Source organism: Hyalangium gracile (assembly GCF_020103725.1).
Taxonomy (GTDB): Bacteria; Myxococcota; Myxococcia; order Myxococcales; family Myxococcaceae; genus Hyalangium; species Hyalangium gracile.
Genome location: NZ_JAHXBG010000020.1, coordinates 147,608 through 167,050, shown reverse-complemented (window position 1 = coordinate 167,050; position 19,443 = coordinate 147,608). Strand labels below are relative to the sequence as shown.

At 69.7% G+C, this 19,443-nt stretch carries 18 protein-coding genes; 5 read left to right on the top strand and 13 right to left on the bottom strand.

The window, feature by feature from the left end:
* Nucleotides 1-8: 8 nt before the first annotated feature.
* Both KY572_RS33335 and KY572_RS33330 read right to left on the bottom strand, forming a co-directional pair.
* Nucleotides 9-383 carry a response regulator gene (locus KY572_RS33335; protein ID WP_224247701.1) on the bottom strand — a complete coding sequence of 125 codons (375 nt, stop codon included), beginning with the start codon at nucleotides 381-383 and terminating at the stop codon, nucleotides 9-11.
* The gene (locus KY572_RS33330; protein WP_224247700.1) at nucleotides 380-1,894 is read right to left on the bottom strand and encodes an ATPase domain-containing protein; all 1,515 of its coding nucleotides are present in this window, start codon (nucleotides 1,892-1,894) and stop codon (nucleotides 380-382) included. The genes KY572_RS33335 and KY572_RS33330 overlap by 4 nt, the downstream gene beginning before the upstream one ends.
* A gap of 403 nt (nucleotides 1,895-2,297) precedes the next feature.
* Between KY572_RS33330 and KY572_RS33325 the strand changes: the two genes are divergently transcribed.
* The gene (locus KY572_RS33325; protein WP_224247699.1) at nucleotides 2,298-3,038 is read left to right on the top strand and encodes a hypothetical protein; all 741 of its coding nucleotides are present in this window, start codon (nucleotides 2,298-2,300) and stop codon (nucleotides 3,036-3,038) included.
* A 3-nt stretch (nucleotides 3,039-3,041) separates the two neighbouring features.
* Here the strand turns inward: KY572_RS33325 and KY572_RS33320 are convergent, their stop codons facing one another.
* From KY572_RS33320 to KY572_RS33290, 7 genes are all read right to left on the bottom strand, one after another.
* Nucleotides 3,042-4,073 carry an endonuclease/exonuclease/phosphatase family protein gene (locus tag KY572_RS33320; RefSeq protein WP_224247698.1) on the bottom strand — a complete coding sequence of 344 codons (1,032 nt, stop codon included), beginning with the start codon at nucleotides 4,071-4,073 and terminating at the stop codon, nucleotides 3,042-3,044.
* A gap of 30 nt (nucleotides 4,074-4,103) precedes the next feature.
* On the bottom strand, nucleotides 4,104-4,631 hold the full coding sequence (locus KY572_RS33315; RefSeq protein ID WP_224247697.1) for a hypothetical protein: 528 nt from the start codon (nucleotides 4,629-4,631) through the stop codon (nucleotides 4,104-4,106).
* Nucleotides 4,632-4,652: 21 nt separating this feature from the next.
* Nucleotides 4,653-5,822 carry an MlaD family protein gene (locus tag KY572_RS33310; RefSeq protein WP_224247696.1) on the bottom strand — a complete coding sequence of 390 codons (1,170 nt, stop codon included), beginning with the start codon at nucleotides 5,820-5,822 and terminating at the stop codon, nucleotides 4,653-4,655.
* The gene (locus KY572_RS33305) at nucleotides 5,819-6,637 is read right to left on the bottom strand and encodes an ABC transporter ATP-binding protein (RefSeq protein ID WP_224247695.1); all 819 of its coding nucleotides are present in this window, start codon (nucleotides 6,635-6,637) and stop codon (nucleotides 5,819-5,821) included. The genes KY572_RS33310 and KY572_RS33305 overlap by 4 nt, the downstream gene beginning before the upstream one ends.
* Before the next feature lie 2 nt (nucleotides 6,638-6,639).
* Complete coding sequence (locus KY572_RS33300) at nucleotides 6,640-7,419, bottom strand: MlaE family ABC transporter permease (protein ID WP_224247737.1); 780 nt, start codon at nucleotides 7,417-7,419, stop codon at nucleotides 6,640-6,642.
* A 41-nt stretch (nucleotides 7,420-7,460) separates the two neighbouring features.
* The gene (locus KY572_RS33295; protein WP_224247694.1) at nucleotides 7,461-7,967 is read right to left on the bottom strand and encodes a hypothetical protein; all 507 of its coding nucleotides are present in this window, start codon (nucleotides 7,965-7,967) and stop codon (nucleotides 7,461-7,463) included.
* A 177-nt stretch (nucleotides 7,968-8,144) separates the two neighbouring features.
* Complete coding sequence (locus KY572_RS33290) at nucleotides 8,145-11,351, bottom strand: sensor histidine kinase (RefSeq protein WP_224247693.1); 3,207 nt, start codon at nucleotides 11,349-11,351, stop codon at nucleotides 8,145-8,147.
* A gap of 121 nt (nucleotides 11,352-11,472) precedes the next feature.
* Between KY572_RS33290 and KY572_RS33285 the strand changes: the two genes are divergently transcribed.
* From KY572_RS33285 to KY572_RS33275, 3 genes are all read left to right on the top strand, one after another.
* Nucleotides 11,473-12,333, top strand: coding sequence for a DMT family transporter (locus tag KY572_RS33285; RefSeq protein ID WP_224247692.1), 861 nt, complete (start codon nucleotides 11,473-11,475; stop codon nucleotides 12,331-12,333).
* Between the two features lie 81 nt (nucleotides 12,334-12,414).
* A complete protein-coding gene (locus KY572_RS33280) occupies nucleotides 12,415-13,890 on the top strand; it encodes a hypothetical protein (RefSeq protein WP_224247691.1) in 1,476 nt (491 codons plus the stop codon).
* Nucleotides 13,891-13,918: 28 nt separating this feature from the next.
* Nucleotides 13,919-14,611, top strand: coding sequence for a hypothetical protein (locus tag KY572_RS33275; RefSeq protein ID WP_224247690.1), 693 nt, complete (start codon nucleotides 13,919-13,921; stop codon nucleotides 14,609-14,611).
* 15 nt (nucleotides 14,612-14,626) lie between these two features.
* Here KY572_RS33275 and KY572_RS33270 read toward each other — a convergent pair whose 3' ends face one another.
* From KY572_RS33270 to KY572_RS33255, 4 genes are all read right to left on the bottom strand, one after another.
* Entirely contained in the window at nucleotides 14,627-15,280 is a 654-nt protein-coding gene (locus tag KY572_RS33270) for a hypothetical protein (RefSeq protein WP_224247689.1), read from the bottom strand.
* A gap of 37 nt (nucleotides 15,281-15,317) precedes the next feature.
* The gene (locus KY572_RS33265) at nucleotides 15,318-15,950 is read right to left on the bottom strand and encodes a hypothetical protein (RefSeq protein WP_224247688.1); all 633 of its coding nucleotides are present in this window, start codon (nucleotides 15,948-15,950) and stop codon (nucleotides 15,318-15,320) included.
* A 98-nt stretch (nucleotides 15,951-16,048) separates the two neighbouring features.
* Nucleotides 16,049-16,816 (bottom strand): ABC transporter permease, encoded by a 768-nt coding sequence (locus tag KY572_RS33260; protein ID WP_224247687.1) that lies wholly within the window; start codon nucleotides 16,814-16,816, stop codon nucleotides 16,049-16,051.
* Complete coding sequence (locus KY572_RS33255) at nucleotides 16,813-17,739, bottom strand: ABC transporter ATP-binding protein (RefSeq protein WP_224247686.1); 927 nt, start codon at nucleotides 17,737-17,739, stop codon at nucleotides 16,813-16,815. The genes KY572_RS33260 and KY572_RS33255 overlap by 4 nt, the downstream gene beginning before the upstream one ends.
* A gap of 272 nt (nucleotides 17,740-18,011) precedes the next feature.
* On the opposite strand from KY572_RS33255, the gene KY572_RS33250 reads away from it, so the two are divergent.
* Nucleotides 18,012-19,025, top strand: a complete 1,014-nt coding sequence (locus KY572_RS33250; protein WP_224247685.1) for an RICIN domain-containing protein — start codon at nucleotides 18,012-18,014, stop codon at nucleotides 19,023-19,025.
* Nucleotides 19,026-19,443 lie beyond the last annotated feature (418 nt).

The following is a 19,443-nucleotide window of genomic DNA, read 5'->3' as shown; positions in this document are numbered from 1 at the left end:
GCCCGGGCTCAGTGCGAGTCGTCCGAACCGGCCAGCTCGCGCAGCCGGTCGATGAGCTTCCACAAGTCGAACGGCTTCTGGAAGAAGTCGTCGCACGTGATGGGCGCGTCGCGGGTGAGGATGGCGCGGGGCACGGCGCTCATCAGCACCACGGGCACGGTGCGCCAGCGCTCATGGGCCTGCAGCTCGCGCAGCAGCTCGCGCCCGTCCATCACCGGCATCATCACGTCCACGAGCGCCACGTCCGGCCTGGCCTCTTCCATCCGGGCGAGCGCCTCGCGGCCATTGCCGGCCGTCACCACCCGGAAACCCTCGTCCTCGAGGATGCCGGACAGCGCATCGAGAATGGCATGCTCGTCGTCGACGAGGAGGACCGTCTTCACTTCCGGCTCCCTCGTTTCTTGCGCGCCGTGGGCCTGCGGGTATTGCTCCGCCGCGTCGAGGAGGACAGCCCCGAGTCGGTGAGCACGGCCCCCGTGCTGTCGAAGCGACCTCCGAGGTGCAGGCCCCGGTCGTCGATGGTGAACTCGCGCAGGGACGGGTCATGCCCGCTCTCGCGCGTCTTGAGGATGGCCAGCACCCGCCGCAGCTCGCCCCGCCACTCCACCTGGCGCAGGAAGATGTGGTTCTCCACCAGCGCGGACAGCCCCTTCACGGGCGTCTCCACCTCCGGGCCGAAGAGCACCCGCGTCTCCTCGGTGAACACCGTCGTCACGTCCAGCGCGCGCAGCTCGTTGGTGAAGGCGGCGAAGAAGCGGTTGATGCGCTCGGTGTGGACGGTGGACTCCTTGAAGCCCACCAGCCCGTCGATGAGCACCCGCGTGACGCCTCGCCGTTTGATGGCCGCGAGGATCTTCACCGCCAGCGCATCCAGCACCAGCTCCACCGGCGGCTGCCAGATCATCTCCAGCGACCCGCTGCGCACCGCGCCGAGCAGATCCAGCCCGATGGCCTGGCCCTTGCCCACCAGCCGCGGCGGCGACTCGTAGAAGCCGAAGTAGAGACAGGGCTCGCCCAGCTTCGCGCCCTGGGCCAGGAACTGCAGCCCCAGCAGCGTCTTGCCGCTGCCGGACGGCCCCATGAGGAGCGTGGCGCTGCTGCGCTGCAGCCCGCCCCGGAGCATCTCGTCCAGCGCCGGCACGCCCACCGGCACGCGCGAGGTGTACTCGCCCGGCACGGCGATGGGGTCGGCCAGCATCGCCTCCGAGCGCGGGTAGACGGTGATGCCCTGCTGGGAGATCTGGAACACGTGCCGGCCGCGCAGGTGCGCGCTGCCGCGGAACTTGCGGACGATGAGCTCGCGCACCGCGCGCACGCCGATGAGCTCGTCCGACAGCTCGATGAGGCCGTCCACCATGGTGTGCTCGGGGTGGACGTCCTCGGGGGTGTGGCTGTTGGTGAGCAGGAAGGTGGTGCAGCCGATGACGCTCACCAGCGTGTTCAGCTCGTGGACGAACTCCTTGAAGGCCAGCTCGTTGGGCGCCGACGCGCTGGCGCTCACCAGCCCGTCCAGCACCAGCATGCTGGCGCGGTGCTCGCGGATGAGCTGGCGCAAGAGCTCCAGCAGCCCCTTGAGCCCCTCCTGCGTCAGCACCCGGTAGGCGCTCACATAGTGGAGCGCGGAGGCCAGCGGCTCCTCGGTGAAGAAGGCCATGCCGCGCAGGTGCGCCAGCATCCGCCCGTGCGTCTCCGCCAGCAGCGTGACGTAGACCACCCGCCCGCCATGGGCCACGTGGTGGAAGCAGATCTGGTTGCCGAGGATGGTCTTCCCCGTACCCGGCATGCCCGCGACGATGTAGGTGCCTCCTTGCAGGAAGCCTCCATCGAGCACGGCGTCCAGACCGAGGACGCCGCTGGGGATGCGCTGAAGCAGGGGAGGGGCCACGGCCGTCATTGCGAGGAGCCTCGGTGCCCCATGGGAGAGAGGCTGAGACCCGCCAGTCCACTGGGGCGGGCCGCCGGGGGCTCGGCGGGGCGGGTCACCCAGGCACGGGAGGGCCAGGGTGCGCGCAAGCTAGCACCCGAGACATGACGCGTGGGCCACTGTAAACAGTGGGCAGGACGGCACGCGGGGGAGAGTGACCACGGAGAGGGACGAGGTGCCATCACGAAGGCTTTCCGCCTGATCAGGCAACAACTCCCCATGCGGTGCACCGGCATTTTTCAGGCGTGGGCTTAAAAATGACATGCCGGACCAGGAAGGCGTCCACCAGCAGACACCGTGCGGGCGGCGCCACCCGACGCCTGCCCTCGAGGACGCGAGCCAGGCGGCGCGAAGCATGCTTTCGTGGTGGCGCATGAGTCGCTCCCTCCTGCTGCTGCTCGCCGTCGTCCTGCCCACGGGCATCGCGCTCGGCCAGGAGGCCGGTCCACCCGGGCCGCCTCCCCCGGCCACCGAGCCCGCTCCTCCGCCCGAGCCCGTGCCGCCGCGGCCTCCCCCGGCGCCGCCCGGCGCCCAGGCGCCCGACGCTCCCCGGCGCCAGGAGCCCACGCCCGAGATGGAGACGCTCATCTCCGGCAAGGGCTCGCAAGGGGGCTATGGCGGCCCGGTGTTCACCTACAGCCGCATCCTGGACCGGGATGCCCTGCTCCTGGGCGGCCGGGGTGGGTGGATCGCCAACCATCACTTCGTCTTCGGCGCGGGCGGCTTCGCCCTGCTCACCCGCCTGCCAGCGCCCGAGGGCGCACCGGACATCGGCGAGGACCTCCGGCTGGACTTCGCGTATGGCGGCCTCTGGCTCGAGTACATCCTCCTGCCCGACAAGCTGGTGCACGCCTCCATCGGCACGCTCGTCGGAGGCGGAGTCGTGGGCTACAGCCGGCCGCGCCGCTCGTGGCGAGAGGACCGCTCCGTGGAGGATGACGTGGTCTTCGTCGCCGAGCCCACCCTCGCCATCGAGATGAACGTCCTGCGCTTCCTCCGGCTGGCGCTGGGCACAGGCTATCGCTACGTCGGCAGCGTCGACCTGTCCGGGATGCGCGAGCAGGACCTGAGCGGCTTCACCGGCTCGGTGATGTTCAAGTTCGGCCGGTTCTGAGCTTCAGCCGCGGGGCAGCTCGAAGTCGGCCTGCACGGCGGCATGGTCCGAGCCCGCCAGCCCGCCGCCGGACGCATCGCGCACCACCCGGAACGTCCCGGGGACCTCCTGACCGGAGGCCCCGGCGGCGCGGTAGAGGTGATCGATCGCCAGCGACGCGCCCTGGAACCACACCGTCCCGAGCTCCTCCAGCGGCAGGGAGCGGGAGACTCGCAGCAGCGCTCCGCCCGACTCCAGCGCCTCGAGCGGCGGCGAGCCCGGGACATCATTGAGATCGCCCCCGAGCACCACGAGCGCTCCCGGGCGCTCGGCGGCCACCGCGGAGAGGATGTCGCGGGCGGCCTGCGCCTCGGCGTAGCGGCGGCCCGGATCGTCATCCACCTTGGAGCGGAAGTGGGCGGAGAAGACGATGACCTCGGCCCCCTCCACGTCCAGGCGCACCTCGAGGAACTCGCGGGAGAACAGGGTGGTCGTCCCATCCGGGCGCGTCAGGAGGCGCTGGGCCCGGTGGCGGCGCACCTCGCGCAGGGGGTAGCGGGACAGGACGGCGACATCCACGGAGGCCGCCGTGCCCAGCTCCCCGAGCACCGCCGTGGAGAACCCCTGCGCCCGAGCCTGGAGCGCATCCAGGCTGGCCTGGGTCTCCACCTCCGAGAGCAGCACGATGCCGGCCTTCAGCGAGGTGAGGGCCTGGGCGATCCGCTCCGCGCGAGCCGCGAAGGCCTGGGACGAGGGCAGCGCCTCGTAGGCCGAGCCGCCGCAGCTCCCGGAGTCACAGACCGTGTCGAAGAGGCGATGCACGTTGAACGCCGCGATGCGGACCGTGCCCGCGGCCGGCTCGGGCGGGGTGCTCGCGTCCGGCGTCGAGCCGCCATCCTCGGAAGGCGGAGCGGGCGAGCCCGGAGGCTCATTCGCGAAGCTCCGGCCCTCGAGGCACGCGGGCAGACCTCCGAGCCCGAGCAGCAGGCTGGCGAGGAGCCACCTGCCACGAAGGAGGAGTCGCGCTGGGACACGGGGAGCACCGGGAGGCCGCACACGCGCAGCCTAGCCCGGGCTCCCGGGCGTTCAAATGTCGCCCAGGGTGACTTCCTCCGTCAGCTCGGCGCGCTGGAGCTGCTGCTGCTCGCCGAACTCCAGACGCACCTTGAGCAGGTAGGCGTCATCCATGCCCGGGTGCGAGCAGGAGACGAAGCCCCGGCGGTCCGGGAACACCAGCGCGAACTCCAGCGCGTCGTGGTCGGCCAGGTAGGGTCCGAGGTTGCGGAACCGGACGGAGAGCTGGCGGTCCTCCGTCAGCGAGACGTCGGACACCAGGTTCTGGACCTCCGTCGGCGTCTCCCCAGAGACCTTCACGGCGGCGAAGTAGTCCGAGGGAAGCTCGGAGCCGGCGTCCGTCCCCGGGTCCCAGGTGATGCGCAGCAGCGCTCCGCCCGCGATGGGCTCGAGCCCATTCACCAGGCGCGGGTCCGTCATGTTCCTTCCGGCGGTGCAGCTGTCCGAGCCCTTCTCCCGCTCCTCACCATCCCCACAACCCGGCTGGGTGAGCGCGACGAGCGCCACGGCCAGCCAGGACACGAATCTCGAACCACGCATCGATGGATCTCCCCGCCGGGCTCACTTCTTCGTGCCCGAGCCTCCAGTACCTGTCTCCTGCTGCTCCTGCTTCACCTTGCCGACCTGATCCAGCTCCTCGCGGTTGTTGACCGAGAAGCGCACCAGCGCGCGCAACAGCCGGTTGCGCTTCACGTTGCCGAGCACCTGCCGCAGGTCCTCGTACACCGTGGGGTCCGAAATCAGCCCGCCGATGGTGCCCTCCCCGTTGGCCACGGTGGAGGTGATCTTCTTCAGGTCCGCCGCCGCGCTGCCCAGGTCCGCGAACATGCCCCGGGCGTCCCCGTAGACGAGCTGGTGCACCGCGCCGTTGGGGCTCGTCTTCGCGTCCTCGATGAGCCCGGCGAGCTGCCCGGCCGCCGCGCCCAGCTCCGTCAGCGCCTGGGCGCCCTCCTTGCCGTAGATGAGCGCGTGGGCCGTGCCGTCCCCCTGGCGCACCTCCGCCAGCAGCGCCTCCACGTGCCCCACCGCCCCATCCATCCGCCTGGCCACCTGCGAGGCGTGCGCCAGCAGCCCGCGCACCTGCCGCCCCGACTCCTTGTCGTAGATGAGGGCGTGCAGCACGCCGTCGCCCTGCTCTATTTCCTCCAGGAGCTTGCGGAGGCTGCGCAGGCTGGCGGACACATCCTCGGCGAGCCGGGGGTCCGCGTACGTCTCCACCGCCACCCGCAGCGAGCGGCTGATGGCCTGCGAGTCGCTCAGCACCTGTCCGGCCGCCTGCATCAGCGCGTTGAGGTCCCCGCTGACGTCCGTGCGCAGCTCGCCCCCGTCTGGAATGAGCGGCGCCTTGGGGGTACCCAGCGAGATGTCCACGGCCTTCTCACCCAGCACGCCGAGGCTCGACAGCCGGGCCACGGAGTCCTGGCGCACGCGATCGGAGTACTTCTTGGAGACCTCGATGGTCACCTGGATGCCGCGCTCGGCCGCGTCCTCGGTGAAGGCGATGCCCACCACGTGCCCCACCTCGAGCCCGCCAATCCACACCGGAGACTTGTCGGTCAGGCCCTGCACGTTCGGGAAGAAGGCGCGGTAGGTCATCTGCGACTCGAAGGCCCGCGTCTCCTTGCCGATGAAGAAGACCACCACTCCGGCCAGGACGAGCCCCGCCGCCACGAAGACGCCCGCGCGCCAGGCCATGCGCCGCTCGCGCGGCGTGGAAGTGAAGAGGCTCATGACACCATCCCCCGTCCCTGAAGCTCCGCCCGCCGCGCATCCAGGAAGGCGCGCACCTCGGGCACGGTGGAGCGGCGCACCTCCTCGGGCGTGCCCACCTGGACGATGCGCCGGTTGGCCAGCATGGCGATGCGGTCCGCCACCTCGAAGGCGCTCATCATGTCGTGCGTCACGACGATGGAGGTGCACCCCAGCTTCTGCTTCATCGTGTTGATCATCGTGTTGATGCTCTGGGTGGTGACGGGATCCAACCCCGTGGTGGGCTCGTCCCAGAGGATGACCTCCGGGTTGGTGGCGATGGCGCGCGCCAGCCCCACTCGCTTGCGCATGCCGCCGGACAGGTCCGCGGGCATCATCTTCTCGGTGCCCGGCAGGTTGACCCAGGACAGCTTCTCGGCCACGCGGCGGGACACCTCCTCGGCGGACAGCTCCGGGAAGTGCTCGCGCAGCGGATAGGCCACGTTCTCGCCCACCGTCAGCGAGTCGAAGAGCGCCGCGCCCTGGAACACCATGGCCACGTGGCGGCGCACGGACAGGAAGTCCTCCTCGCGCAGGCGCGTCAGGTCCTGCCCCTGGAAGAGGATGCGCCCGGCGTCCGGCAAGAGCAGCCCGATGAGGCACTTGAGCAGCACGCTCTTGCCGGTGCCCGAGCCGCCGATGACGACCAGCGTCTCCCCCGCTCGCACCGACAGCTCCACGTCGTCATAGACGCGCTTGGGACCGAAGGACTTCTTCAGGTGCTCGAAGTGGATGAGCTCCTCGCCCGGGGTGGGCGGGTGGAACTCGAGGCGGGGACGTGGGGCGGACAGGCGCATGGCTAGAGGTAGAGGCTGATCTTGGTGATGAAGAAGTCGGCCAGGCACACGGAGACGGAGGTGATGGCCACCGTCTGGGTGGTGGCGCGGCCCACGCCCTCGGTGCCGCCCTCCACGGTGAGGCCCTTGAAGCAGCCCACCAGCCCGATGGTGACGCCGAAGACGGCGCCCTTGATGACGCCCGACACGAAGTCGCTCATGAACACCGTGTCCAGCGCGCCCTGGAAGAACATGTCGAAGGAGATGCCGTACTGCAGGTTGACGACGAGCGCGCCGGCCACCAGGCCGATGACGTCCGCCAGCACGGTGAGGGTGGGCAGCACCAGCAGGCACGCGAGCACCCGCGGCACCACCAGCTTGCGCAGCGGATCCGCCCCGAGCGCCCGGATGGCGTCCACCTGCTCCGTCACCGTCATCGCCCCCAGCTCGGCGGCGATGCCCGAGCCGATGCGCGCGCCCACCGTGAGCGCGGTGAGCACCGGGGCCAGCTCGCGGAACAGCGTGAGGACGACGACGCGGCCCACCGTGTACTGCACGCCGAAGCGCGCCAGGAAGAAGCCGAACTGCAGCGAGATGACGAGCCCCGCGAACGTCGAGGTGAGCAGGGCGATGGGCATGGAGCGCACGCCCAGCGACTCGGTATGGAAGACGAGCGCGCCCCAGTCATAGGGCGGGCGCACGGCGCGAGAGAAGACCTTGCCGGACATCACCACCATCGCCCCGAGCGCCTCCAGCCGCTGGCGGACGCGCGCGCCGATGGAGAGCGTGGGCTCCGCGGGCATGAGCTCCGCGCCCCCGCCCGTGCCGACCTCGACCGAGGTGCTCATGAGTCTCGCTCCGCGTGGAAGCCCTGGAGCAGGGCATCGAAGTCCGCCAGGCGCGCCTCGGCCTGCCCGGGCGGCGCGACGTAGGTGAAGTCGAAGACGCAGCCGTCCTTCTTGAGGACCACCAGCTCCAGCTCCACCGGCACGCCGTCCAGCTTCGCCGTGTGGCGCGAGCGCAGGGCCTCGCGGCCGTCCAGCTCGATGAGCTGCTGGGACACCTCCTGCCGGTCGGTGAAGCCCATCAACAGGTGGCGGGTGAGCACCGGCAGGGGCGGATCATCGTGCCCCTCGCAGGTGGAGTTGATGGAGAGCGCCCGCCCGGTGTCCGTCTCCGAGAAGGCCAGATCATTGCCCTCGACGAAGACGCGGCTCCAGTGCCGGGGCAGCTCGCCGATGCGGTAGCTCACCTGCTTCTTGGAGAACACCGAGTCCTCGAAGCGCACGCGGCGACAACCGGTGGTGGCGGCCAGGCACAGCAATGTGAGCAAGAGAGGGCTCCGAGTCATCACTCCGTCTCCGAGGAAACGGAAACTAGGCACGGACTCCCGGATGCCTAGGCCCCCCGGCCACAAGGGTTGACTCGGCGTCACGGGAAACCCGCGATGTGGCCCGCCGGGCTCGGGGAACCCCGCCTCGCGGGCTGGGAATCCGCCCACCAGCCGACAATGCCGCGGCGCAGCGACCTAGGGGGCGGCTGCTGGAGCAACCTGTAGCGGTGGGAGGAGGATCCGGAAGATGGAGCCCTGTCCCGGCTCGCTCTGCACCTCGATCTCCCCGCCCATCGACTGGATGGTGGCGTGGCAGATGGACAGGCCGAGCCCCGTGCCCTCCCCCGCCTCCTTCGTGGTGAAGAAGGGCTCGAAGATGCGGGGGAGTATCTCCGGGGAAATGCCCTTGCCGGTGTCCTGCACCTCGATGATGGCGCGGCCCGCCGGGTCGCGGCGCGTCGTGACGCGGATCTCGTTGCTCTCCGGCTGGCCCTCGGGGATGGCCTGGGCGGCGTTGAGCAGCAGGTGGAGGAAGACCTGGCCCAGGCGCCCCTCGTCGCCCATCACCGGCTGGGACAGCCCGTAGTCCTTCACCAGGCGGGCCCGGCGGCGCAACTCCTGGTCCAGCGCCTCCACGGTCCGGTCCAGCACGGCGTGGAGGTCCACGCGGCTCGGAGGCTCGGCCTGCGCGCGGGCGAGCGTCTTCAGCGCCTGGACGATCTTCCGCACCCGCTCGGCGCCGTGGAGCGCGTCGGCCAGCGCCTCCTCCACCTCCTGCCAGCGCTCCTTCTCGTCCTCGCGCCGGGGCAGGTCCCTCAGCTCCGTGGAGAGGTAGCGGAGGTTGGAGAGGATGTAGGCCAGCGGGTTGTTGATCTCGTGGCCGACGCCGGCGGCCAGCGTTCCCACCGCCACCAGCTTCTCGGCGTGGGCGAGCCGCTCCCGGGTGGCCTCGAGCTGCTGGATGCGCATGGCCAGCTCCGCGGTGCGCTCGTCCACGCGAACCTGCAGCTTGCGCTCGCGCTCGCGCGACTGACGCAGGCGGAGCCACACCGCGCCCGCCACGGCGAGCACGGCGGCCAGGCCACACGCCACGCGGAAGAGGATCGTCTCGAAGAAGCGCGGCTGCAGGTGGAACTCCAGCTGCGCTCCGCGGGGAGGCACGCCGCTGGCCGGGATGAACGCCTCGACGAGGAACCGATGGTGTCCCGGCGGAATGCGCGTGTAGTAGGCGACGCGCCGGGAGCCGGCCTCCACCCAGTCCGGGTCGATGCCCTCCAGCTTGTAGCGGAAGTGCAGCTGCTCCGAGGCGGCCAGGGCCGCCGCGGTGTACTGGATGTCGACGCGGCCCGCGCTGGGAGGGATGCGCGACCACTCGGCGCCAGGCACGGAGCGCCCGTCCACCCTGAGCTCCTCGAGGAGCACCGGAGGCAGCAAGGAGGGCGCCCTCTCATGTCGCGCGTCGTAGGCCACGGCGCCGCGGACGGTGGGGAACCAGAGCCGGCCATCGCGCGCGCGGACCCCCGAAGGCCCTCCCAGGGCGTTGCACTCCGCGACGCGCATCCCATCCTCCTTGCCGTAGGCGCGGGAGGTGACACGGGCGAGTCGCCCATCCGCGACGGCCTCCAGCTCCTGCTGGGAGACGCGGAAGATGCCCTTGTTGCAGGTCATCCACAGGTTGCCCTTCCCGTCCGGGAGGATCTCGAAGACGACGTCGTCGAAGAGCCCCTGCTCGCGGGACAGGCGGACGAAGTCGCCGTTCTTCCAGCGGAAGAGCCCTTGGGTGGTGCCGACCCAGAGCGTCTCGCCGTCCTCGAAGAGGCCTCGGACGTCACCGCTGATGGGACTGCCCCGGGAGGACAGAGTAATGATCTCCCCCTGGGAGTACGCGGCCAGGCCGCCGCCCTGGGTTCCGACCCAGAGGCCGCCCGCGGCCCGCCGCTTGAGCACCCGGATGAGGCCGCCGAGCACCTGGTCCTTCGGGGCGACGAGCGCGAACTGCCTCCCATCCCAGCGGGCGAGCCCATCCTGGGTGCTGGTCCAGAGCGTGCCCTGCTCGTCCTCGACGACGGCATACCCGATGGGATTCCTGGGCGGCTGGCCTTCCTCGGGGAGGGTGGAGAACGTGCCATCCCGCCAGCGGATGAGGCCCTTGCGCGTGGCGAACCAGAGGGTGCCATCGCGCCCCTCGGCGCTGCCGAAGACCATGTTGTCGAGGAGCCCCTCGCGCGTCGTCCACGTCGTCACGCGCCCGTCCTTCAAGCGGGAGATGCCGCCGCCCAGGAGGCTGAACCAGAGGCTGCCGTCGCGCGCCTCGAGCAGGGAGCTCACCGTCTCGTGCCCCAGCCCCTCGGGGGTACCGTAGGGCGTGAAGGGGGCGTCCTTGAGACGGTACAGGCCGTGGCTGCCCATGCCCAGCCAGAGGTTGCCCTCGGCATCCTCCAGCAGGGACATGATGGAGTCGATCCCCAGCCCGCTCTCGGGGCCGAGCACGGAGCGCCGCCCATTCACCAGGCGCAGCAGCCCCTGGCCCCGGCTCGCCGCCCACAGCGCGCCGTGACGATCCATGAGCAGCACGGAGATGGGACTGCCGAGCAGGCTCGCTTCCGGGTGGGGGAGCATCATCGCGCCCTGCTGCCGGTACACGATGCCCGCCTGATCTCCCGCCCAGAGGACGCCTTGCGGGTCCAGCATCAGCGCCGTCACCAGGGTGGGAGGCCCCTGGAACTCGGGGCCAGGGAGGAAGGCCGTGCCGTCCCAGCGCTGCACTCCTTCGGGCGTGGCCACCCAGAGGCTGCCGTCCTCCCCTTCGGCCATCGCCAGCACCCGCTCACTGGCGAGCCCATGCTCGGACGTCAAGACGTCGAAGGTGCCCTTGAAGAGCCGGATCAACCCGTTGCGCGCGGTGGCGAGCCACAGGCCTCCGTCCCGAGCCGGCAGCAGCTGGTGCACGCCGCGGGGGATGATGCCCTCGGGGAGGGGCATGGAGAAGAACTTCCCCGCTCGCATGCCCGCCAGCCCGCTGTTCGTGTTGATCCACAGCGTCCCGTCCCGGTCGACGGCCAGGGAGGTGATGGAGCGATCTGGCAGGGCGGGGGTGTTGCCGGGATCGAAGACGGTGAAGCGCACGCCGTCGAAGCGCACCAGGCCCTCATAGGTGCCGGCCCACAGGTAGCCGTCCGAAGTCTGCGCGAGGGCCACCGTGGTGCTCTGGGGCAGCCCGTCCTCCGTCTGCCAGACGCGGTGGGGGAACTGGTTGAGGGCCTTGGTCGGCTCCAGGGCCCAGGCGTTTCCCGTCGCGAGCAGTCCCGCAAGCAGGCACGCCGCCAGCAGGCGGGCATGAACCTGGGTGGAGGCAGAGGGGGGCCTGCGCTCCCTGGGGGGACTTCGGGAGATACGGCACATAAGGTGATGGGGTGTCAGTCTACGCCGAGTCGGGGCCGCCACGCGCGCCTGCCTCCGCGTGGTGCCGCGCGGCAGTGGCGTTCCACCGCCAGCCGGCATATGCCCCCGGTCCAGCCACGCCATGCTCCGCCCCCGTCTCTACATCCTGATCGCCGCCGTGCTCTGGTCCACGGCGGGAGCGGCCGTCAAGCTGTCTACTTTGAGCGCCTACCAGATCGCCTCCGGGCGCTCGCTGGTCGCGGCGCTGGTGCTGTGGCTGGCCTTCCCGGCCGGGCGCAAGCGGCCCTCGCTGAAGGCGCTCGGGGTGGCGGTGGCCTACGCGGCCACGGTGGTGCTGTTCATCATCGCCAACAAGCTCACCACCGCCGCCAACGCCATCTTCCTGCAGGACACCGCGCCGCTGTACGTGCTGCTGCTGTCTCCCCTGCTGCTGCGCGAGAAGCCCTCGCGCGGCGAGCTGATGGCGGCCCCCATCTTCCTGGTGGGCCTGAGCCTCTTCTTCCTGGATCAGCTCCAGCCGGGGCAGCTGATGGGCAACGCAATCGCATTGGCCTCGGGCGTGGCGTTCTCGCTCACCATCATGGGGCTGCGGGCGGTGACGGAGGGGCAGGTGGTGCTGGTGTGGGGCAACCTGCTCGCGGGCCTGAGCGTGCTGGTGCCGGCGCTCGGTGGCCCGGCGCCCACGCCGCTGGATGGAGGCATCCTGCTCTTCCTGGGTGTCTTCCAGCTGGGCCTGGCGTACACGCTCTTCAACCTGGGCATCCGGCAGACGCCCGCGGTGGAGGCCTCGCTGCTCATCCTGCTGGAGCCGGTGCTCAACCCGGTGTGGACCTTCATCTTCGCTGGAGAGCGGCCCGGCCCCTGGGCCCTGCTGGGCGGCGGCATCATCCTGCTGGCCACGGCGTGGCGCACGGTGCTGGGGGCGCGGGGCGCGGGAGCCACCCCACCGAAGTCCATCGCCCAGGCGAGCGAATCGCCCTGAGCGGCCCGCGCTGATCATTCGCTGATCACCGCTCGGGGAAGCCCTGTTGCCGACACTGGCACTTTGACCGACACTGCGCGCATGTCTCCATTCCCGGTCCGAGGCATCTCCTGCCTCCTTCTCTCCGCCAGCCTGACGCTGGTCGGCTGCGCACGCTCCCGCCCCCGCCCCGTGGTGCCCCCTCGCGCGGAGACGGCCCCCGCCCCGGCTCCCTCCACTCCTGGGACACCCGCTCCCGCCCAGCCGGCCGCCACCGCGCAGGCTCCCGCTCCGCCTGAGCCGAAGCCGGCCGAGCCGCCAGCCGAGGAGCTCCCGCCGGGGGTGCGCTTCACGCCTCCTGGAGGCATGTACAGCGTCGAGTTCCCCGCCACTCCCCAGTGCAGCCAGCAGCGGGATCAAACGGTCTGCAGCTACACGGATGCGGCCCGAGGCTGGACCTTCAGCTCGAGGCACTGGAAGGACAACGTCGTCCTGACGGATGAGCTCGAGAAGAACCCCTCCGCGCACCTCCAGGGCCGCCTCAACGCCATCGCGAGCAACGAGGGCCTGGAGGTCCTCCAGAACGACGCGATCGTCGTCGACGGCTTCCCCGCGGCCGAGTATCGCCTGAGCCCCAGGAGTGACACGTCACCACCGGTGCACTCGGCGGGGCAGTACATCAACCTGGGGGAGAAGATCGTCCAGGTCGTCCACCTCCACATCGAGGGAAAGGAAGCCCCTCCCGAGAACGTGCTCCAGCACTTCGTGAAGTCCTTCCGCACCGAAGGCGGGGGCCAGGGCCTGGCGCCCCTCCCGCCCTCCAGCGCCGCCCTCATCCAGGCGCCGCTCCTGAAGCCGGGGGTGTTCCAGTATCGGACCGTCGTGCAGACGGCTGCGTGGGGGAAGGGCGCGGACCGCGAGCCTCTCTCCTACGCCCTCCAGACGATGCGGCGCAGCATCCAGCGAAAGCGCGACAAGAAGCGGGAGGCGATCCTCGTCACCGACACCGGCCGCACCCAGGACGGGAAGTTCGACTACCGCTACTGGCTCGATGCGAAGACGCTGGTCCCCTACAAGATGGTGACCACGCAGACGAAGCTCGTCGGCATGACGAACAAGAACGAGACCAACACGTTCCGGATGGAGAACATCGACGGCGTGATGAAGATGGAGCTCGGGGGCTCGTTCAAGGGGAAGCTCGACCACCCCGTGGGGAACGTGCCGCTCTTCATGCCGAATGCGTCCCTCGAGCTGGCCGTCGCCGCGCTCCCCCTGGAGGAGGGGTTCCTCGGAAGCCTTCGCGTGTTCGAGCTGACTGGCATCTTCGACAAGAACTTCCACTCGGACTGGCGCGTCCTGGTGCAGCACGTGACGGATCTCCAGTCCATCGGCGATCTCCAGGCAGGCAAGACCGGGCCAATCAAGGTCTTCAAGGTCGAGCTGTTCGAGCACAAGGCCAAGGACCCGCGGAAGTACACGATGTGGATCGAGAACGCGCCCACGCGCCGCATCCTGCAGGTGGAGGCGTTCTCGAAGCCCCGCACCACCACGGTGCAGATGATCCAGACCCGGCGTTGAGCCATCACCGCGGGCCCCGGAGAGCTCCATGAAGAAGCGGCTGAGCACACTGGCGATTTTCGGTTCGATGGTCCTGTTCACCGGCTGCATGCTCGGCAAGCGGGCGGACGTTGCGGGGGCTTCCGGGGAGGAGCCGGGGAGCGCGCACCGGACCGGGTGGGTGAGGGCCCTGGCCACCGGGGACTCGTGCGTTCCGGACAAGCCCTCCAACTTCAAGGGGGTGTGCCTGGCGGCCGCGGCCTGGCCGGAGGCGCGGCTCACCGCTCCGCTCTCCGCTCCGACGCGCTTCTGGGGGATGACCTTCCGGGAGCGCTACCAGGGAGCGCAGCGGCGGGGGCAGGAGTTCCACCCGGCGGCGCTCGAGCTGTCCCCGGCAGCGGAAGGGGGCGTGTCCATGGCGCTCTTCGAGCTGTTGCCGGAGAGCGAGGCGGACCTCGACTACCTGGGCAGCGCGTGCGAGCGGTTCGACGACCACTTCTTCCGGGGAGCGGAGTCGCTGCCGGAGGAGAACCTGATGCTGCGGCTGCGTCATGAGCTGGACGAGGGAAGGCGGCTTCGCCAGGAGCAGCTCCAGCCCACGCCTCAGGGGTACCGCGTCGGCGCGCGGGGGATGGAGCTGCGCCCCTTCAAGCAGGGATGGATGCTCGTCACCGAGAAGACGGATCCCAGCGATGACGAGGAGACGCGGGTGCTCGGCGTGTTCGTCCCCTTGTCGCCCTGAAGCGAGCCTCGGGGCTCAGAAGCGACCCATGAGCCCCGCGATGACGCCTCCCGAGGGATGCACGCTCACGGACGGGAGCACCGCCACGCTCGGGCCGGCTGCCATGCGCTCGAGCTCCTCCGTGTGAGACAGCTCGTAGCCGATGACGGCGCCGATGAGGGGGCCGATGATCAGGGGCACGGCCCAGCCTCCCTCCGTCTCGATCAGCGGAATCATGGTCAGGAGGCCTCCGCCGAACCCCAGCGCGGAGCCCAGGAGCGTCTTCAGAAAGCGCCCCTCGCCCCAGAACAGGCTCCCGATGAGCTTGACCCCGAGCGCGGTGCCCGCCGTGAAGCCCACGAGGCTGACCAGGCCGCCGCCGATGATCTCCGAGTCGTTCGCGCAGGTGCTGCAGGAGAACGAGTCCCCCATGAGAACGAGTCCAGGCGTGGCCGCCAGGAGGCCCAGCACGAGCCCCGTCAGCGGTCCGAGGATGACACGCCCGGCCCTGCCCCTTCCGCTGTCGGGCGTCACGCTGGAGCGGGGGATGAGCTCGCCCTCGGGTTGCACCGCCTCCGCCGGAGGAGCCGCGGGCGCGGGGACCATGGGCGGCGGCGACGGAGCCTGGGCGGCCCCCGAGAGCGGGAGCACGACACAGAGCAGCAGGAGCAGAACGTGAACGCGGGACATGGTCCTCATGGTACGCGACCCTGTCGGCACCTCGTGTCTAGTTGATCTTCCGGCTGCTGCTCCTTGCCTCCATCTTGGTGAAGTCCCGAGGGGCGGTGAAGCGGGCGGGAGAGACGGCCTGGGCGTAGGCATCCGTGTAGTTGACGAGCGTCAGGGTGAGCAGCGTCGCCATCTCGCCGAGCGGGCGCGCCTGGAGACTCTCGGGGAAGTCGATGAAGAACCCCTCCTCGAGCGAGCCCTCGCAGTCGCGCTTGCCCGAGAAGCCTCCCTCCACGCGGCTCATGTAGTAGGCGCACGCGCCGGCTCGAGCCACGAGGACGTCCTGCTTGACGAGGAGCGCCACGGTGACGCCGCCAAAGCTGCCGGAGGCGCGCAGGTCATCCCCCTCGGACAGCTCCAGCTGCGCGGGCCGGGTGCCAAACTGCCCCCTCACCTGCTGGTAGTCCCACTCCAGCTCCAGGGGCTGGTTGCGGAAGCGGCCACGCATCCCGTTCTGCCTCAGGCTGAGTGACGAGGAGGGACCGGTGATGTGTGCGCCCTTCACCAGCAGGGGCTCCGCGGAGCGCTGCCCCATGCGGCCTCCCTCGCTCTCGGCGCGCACCTGACTCCCGCTACCCGCGCACCCCACCCCCAGGAAGAGAAGAACCGACAGCACCAGCGAGCCCTTCATGGCGTCCTCCGTTCATTCCATTCGATGACGTGTGGAAGAACGTGGAGCCCGGCAGGACATATCGCCCCACCTTTGCCGGGTCCGAGTCCCCGCGTGGCTCAGGTCTTCAGCCGGTAGCCGGTCTTGAACATCCACGCGACGACGGACAGGCAGGCGAGGAAGAAGGCCATCGTCGCGCCCAGGCTGATGCCGACGTCCACATCCGCCGTGCCGTAGAAGCTCCAGCGGAAGCCGCTGATCAGGTAGACCACCGGGTTGAACAGCGTCACCGTGCGCCAGGCCGGCGGCAGCATGTCGATGGAGTAGAAGGCTCCTCCCAGGAAGGTCAGCGGCGTGATGACCAGCATGGGGATGAACTGGAGCTGCTCGAAGCCGTTGGCCCAGATGCCGATGATGAAGCCGAACAGGCTGAAGCTCACCGCCGTCATCACCAGGAAGGCGATCATCCACAGCGGGTGCTGGATCTGCAGCGGCACGAACACGGCCGCGGTGGCCAGGATGATGAGCCCCAGGAGGATCGACTTGCTGGCCGCGGCCCCGACGTAGGCGATGACGATCTCGACGAAGGAGACCGGCGCCGAGAGGACCTCGTAGATGGTGCCGGTGAACTTCGGGAAGTAGATGCCGAACGAGGCGTTCGCCGTGCTCTGGGTGAAGAGCGACAGCATGATGAGCCCCGGCACGATGAAGGCGCCGTAGGTCACCCCGTCGATCTGCGTCATCCGCGAGCCGATGGCCGAGCCGAAGACCACGAAATAGAGCGACGTCGAGATGACAGGCGAGACGATGCTCTGCCACAGGGTTCTGAAGGCGCGAGCCATCTCGAACTTGTAGATGGCGCTGATGGCGTAGACGTTGAGGCTCATGTCCGCTCCTTGACCAGGCTGACGAAGATCTCCTCCAGCGAGCTCTGGCGCGTCTGGAGGTCCTTGAAGGCGATGCCCTGCTCCGTCACCCGCCGCAGCAGGGTGGGAATGTCCGTGCGCTCGTCGTTGGAGTCGAAGGTGTGGATCAGCTCCGTCCCCGACGGTGACAGCTCCAGCTTGAGGTCGGCGAGCGCGGGCGGCAGGGCGGAGAGCCGCTCCTGGAGGTTCAGGGTGAGCTGCTTCTTGCCCAGCTTGGTCATCAGCTCGGCCTTGTCCTGCACGAGGATGAGCTCGCCCTTGGAGATGACGCCGATGCGGTCGGCCATCTTCTCGGCCTCTTCGATGTAGTGCGTGGTCAGGATGATCGTCACGCCGCTGGAGCGCAGGCTCCGCACCACCTCCCACATGTCGCGCCGCAGCTCCACGTCGACGCCAGCGGTCGGCTCGTCGAGGAAGAGGATCTGCGGCTCGTGGGAGAGGGCCTTGGCGATCATCACCCGCCGCTTCATGCCTCCCGACAGGGTCATGATCTTGGAGTCCTTCTTGTTCCAGAGGGACAGGTCCTTGAGCACCTTCTCGATGTGGGCCGGGTTGGGCGCCTTGCCGAACAGGCCCCGGCTGAAGGACACCGTGGCCCACACCGTCTCGAAGGCGTCGGTGGTCAGCTCCTGGGGCACCAGCCCTATCTTCGTCCGCGCCGCCCGGTAGTCGCGGACGATGTCGTGCCCGTCGGCCAGCACCACGCCGGTGCTCGGGTTCACGATGCCGCAGATGATGCTGATGAGGGTCGTCTTGCCCGCGCCGTTGGGTCCCAGCAGGGCGAAGATTTCTCCGCGGCGAATCTCCAGATTGATGTTCTTGAGCGCCTGCAGTCCCGAGGCGTACGTCTTCGTCAGCCCCCGGACGGAAATAATCGGTTCCATGGGCGGGAGATATAGTCCGGGCCAGCGCAGCGTCGAGGGAAGTTGACCGGGTTCTCATGTCCCGAGAGAACTTCAACCACCGCGCTCGACCGGGACGCGCCTGCGTTCCGTTGGGACGCAGGCGGACGCCGGGGCGAGGTCCAGGCTCGCTGGCTTCAGAGGGAAGTCCGGCCCACCGTGACTTCTCCGCGAGTTGGCGCGCGGCGTGCAGACGCCGGGGCCCGCCGGAGCCACTCGTCATCCCGACGGACGCTCGGCCCAGGAAAGCCCTCATGCGCGCTCTTCATCCTCTGCGTACCGCTGTCTTCATCGGGTTCAGCGTCCTGTCCCTGTTCGGCTGTGGAGTCGAGGCCGAGGCCGAGCTCTCCGAGTCCGAGGAGGGCGCGGCCCCTACGCTGGGCGTGGCGGCGCAGGGGCTCGAGGCAGGCACCGTCGTCACCTGGTCGGCGGGCCACAGCGGGATGTGTCTCGACCTCGCCAACGGGGCGCAGGGCACGACGCTCTACCAGTGGCCCTGCCACGGAGGAATCAACCAGCAGTTCACTCCGGTGGCCATGGGAGATGGGACGTACAGCCTGGTGTCGAAGGTCAGCGGGCTGTGCGTGGACGTGCCCAACGGGAACTGGGGCGTGACGCTCTACCAGTGGCCCTGCCATGGGGGAGACAACCAGCGGTTCTGGCTGCGGGAGCGGGGCACCGGCTCCTATGAAATCGTGGCGAAGCACACCGGGCTGTGTCTGGACGTGTCCGGGGCTGGCTACGGGGCGGGCACGAACATCATCCAGTGGGGGTGCCATGGCCTGCCCAACCAGAGCTTCCGCCTGGGGCTGTCCGGGCGTCCGCAGGGGGAGAAGAACGCGTGCGCCTCGGGGCTGGGGGATGGGAAGAACTGCTCGCCGGACGTGCAGGTGAGCGGCATCGTCCCCTACGCCAACTGCGTGTACGGCTTCCATGTCGGCGCGGGCTGGGGCTCGGGCACGGCGGCCGTCTATGACGAGGTGGACCGGTGCGCCTTCTGGCATGACAGCGGCTGCTGGAACGTGAACCACGCCACGTGGGTGAACGAGGGCAACGGCGGGTGCTCGCAGACGGTCAACTTCATCGCCTGCGTGGAGCGCATCATCCCCAGCACCCAGGAGGAGGCGGCGGCGCGCTCGTGCATCCTGAACAGCCTGCTGGCGGTGGGGGCCAACATCTGCGAGCCCTTCGGCCGCGGCACGTTCTACCCGCTCTACGACGCGGCGACGACGGGTGGGCGCTGCGCCGGCGCCTGGTCCTACCCCTGAGTGATTCCCAGGCCACAGCTAGCCCTCCACACGCCAGGGCCCCACGAGGTTCCCAGGTCTGAGCGAGTCGGGGGTCTGCCCGTCATCGCGTCCTCGGCTCACGGGAGGCGGTTGGCTCCGCCCTCATCCAGCCTGCCTGATGAGTCATTGCCCGTCATGCCGCTCTGTTGGATAGGAGTCCGTGAGCCGGGGGAGAGCGGGACGGCCGGTGCGGGAGGACCCGTCAGCGACGGGGGGACCCGCACCGAGACGAGGGGCCCGCGACCTGTGCTCCCAGGACAGTGGGCCCAGGTGACCAGGCAGGTCCGAAGAAGTCTTTCACGACTCTCGAAGAGGCTTCGCCACTTGCAACGGACACCGGGCCCGAGTCCGCCCCGCGTCCGGTCCGCCCTCCTGCCGGTCGCACTTTGTCCGAACT

Bases quoted from the DNA above. Each gene is read 5' to 3' on its own strand.
- KY572_RS33300 (WP_224247737.1), bottom strand. From the start codon at position 7,419: ATGCCCGCGGAGCCCACGCTCTCCATCGGCGCGCGCGTCCGCCAGCGG.
- KY572_RS33290 (WP_224247693.1), bottom strand. From the start codon at position 11,351: ATGTGCCGTATCTCCCGAAGTCCCCCCAGGGAGCGCAGGCCCCCCTCT.
- KY572_RS33260 (WP_224247687.1), bottom strand. From the start codon at position 16,816: ATGAGCCTCAACGTCTACGCCATCAGCGCCATCTACAAGTTCGAGATG.
- KY572_RS33330 (WP_224247700.1), bottom strand. From the start codon at position 1,894: ATGACGGCCGTGGCCCCTCCCCTGCTTCAGCGCATCCCCAGCGGCGTC.
- KY572_RS33255 (WP_224247686.1), bottom strand. From the start codon at position 17,739: ATGGAACCGATTATTTCCGTCCGGGGGCTGACGAAGACGTACGCCTCG.
- KY572_RS33325 (WP_224247699.1), top strand. From the start codon at position 2,298: ATGAGTCGCTCCCTCCTGCTGCTGCTCGCCGTCGTCCTGCCCACGGGC.
- KY572_RS33310 (WP_224247696.1), bottom strand. From the start codon at position 5,822: ATGAGCCTCTTCACTTCCACGCCGCGCGAGCGGCGCATGGCCTGGCGC.
- KY572_RS33295 (WP_224247694.1), bottom strand. From the start codon at position 7,967: ATGACTCGGAGCCCTCTCTTGCTCACATTGCTGTGCCTGGCCGCCACC.
- KY572_RS33270 (WP_224247689.1), bottom strand. From the start codon at position 15,280: ATGTCCCGCGTTCACGTTCTGCTCCTGCTGCTCTGTGTCGTGCTCCCG.
- KY572_RS33280 (WP_224247691.1), top strand. From the start codon at position 12,415: ATGTCTCCATTCCCGGTCCGAGGCATCTCCTGCCTCCTTCTCTCCGCC.
- KY572_RS33265 (WP_224247688.1), bottom strand. From the start codon at position 15,950: ATGAAGGGCTCGCTGGTGCTGTCGGTTCTTCTCTTCCTGGGGGTGGGG.
- KY572_RS33275 (WP_224247690.1), top strand. From the start codon at position 13,919: ATGAAGAAGCGGCTGAGCACACTGGCGATTTTCGGTTCGATGGTCCTG.
- KY572_RS33305 (WP_224247695.1), bottom strand. From the start codon at position 6,637: ATGCGCCTGTCCGCCCCACGTCCCCGCCTCGAGTTCCACCCGCCCACC.
- KY572_RS33285 (WP_224247692.1), top strand. From the start codon at position 11,473: ATGCTCCGCCCCCGTCTCTACATCCTGATCGCCGCCGTGCTCTGGTCC.
- KY572_RS33315 (WP_224247697.1), bottom strand. From the start codon at position 4,631: ATGCGTGGTTCGAGATTCGTGTCCTGGCTGGCCGTGGCGCTCGTCGCG.
- KY572_RS33250 (WP_224247685.1), top strand. From the start codon at position 18,012: ATGCGCGCTCTTCATCCTCTGCGTACCGCTGTCTTCATCGGGTTCAGC.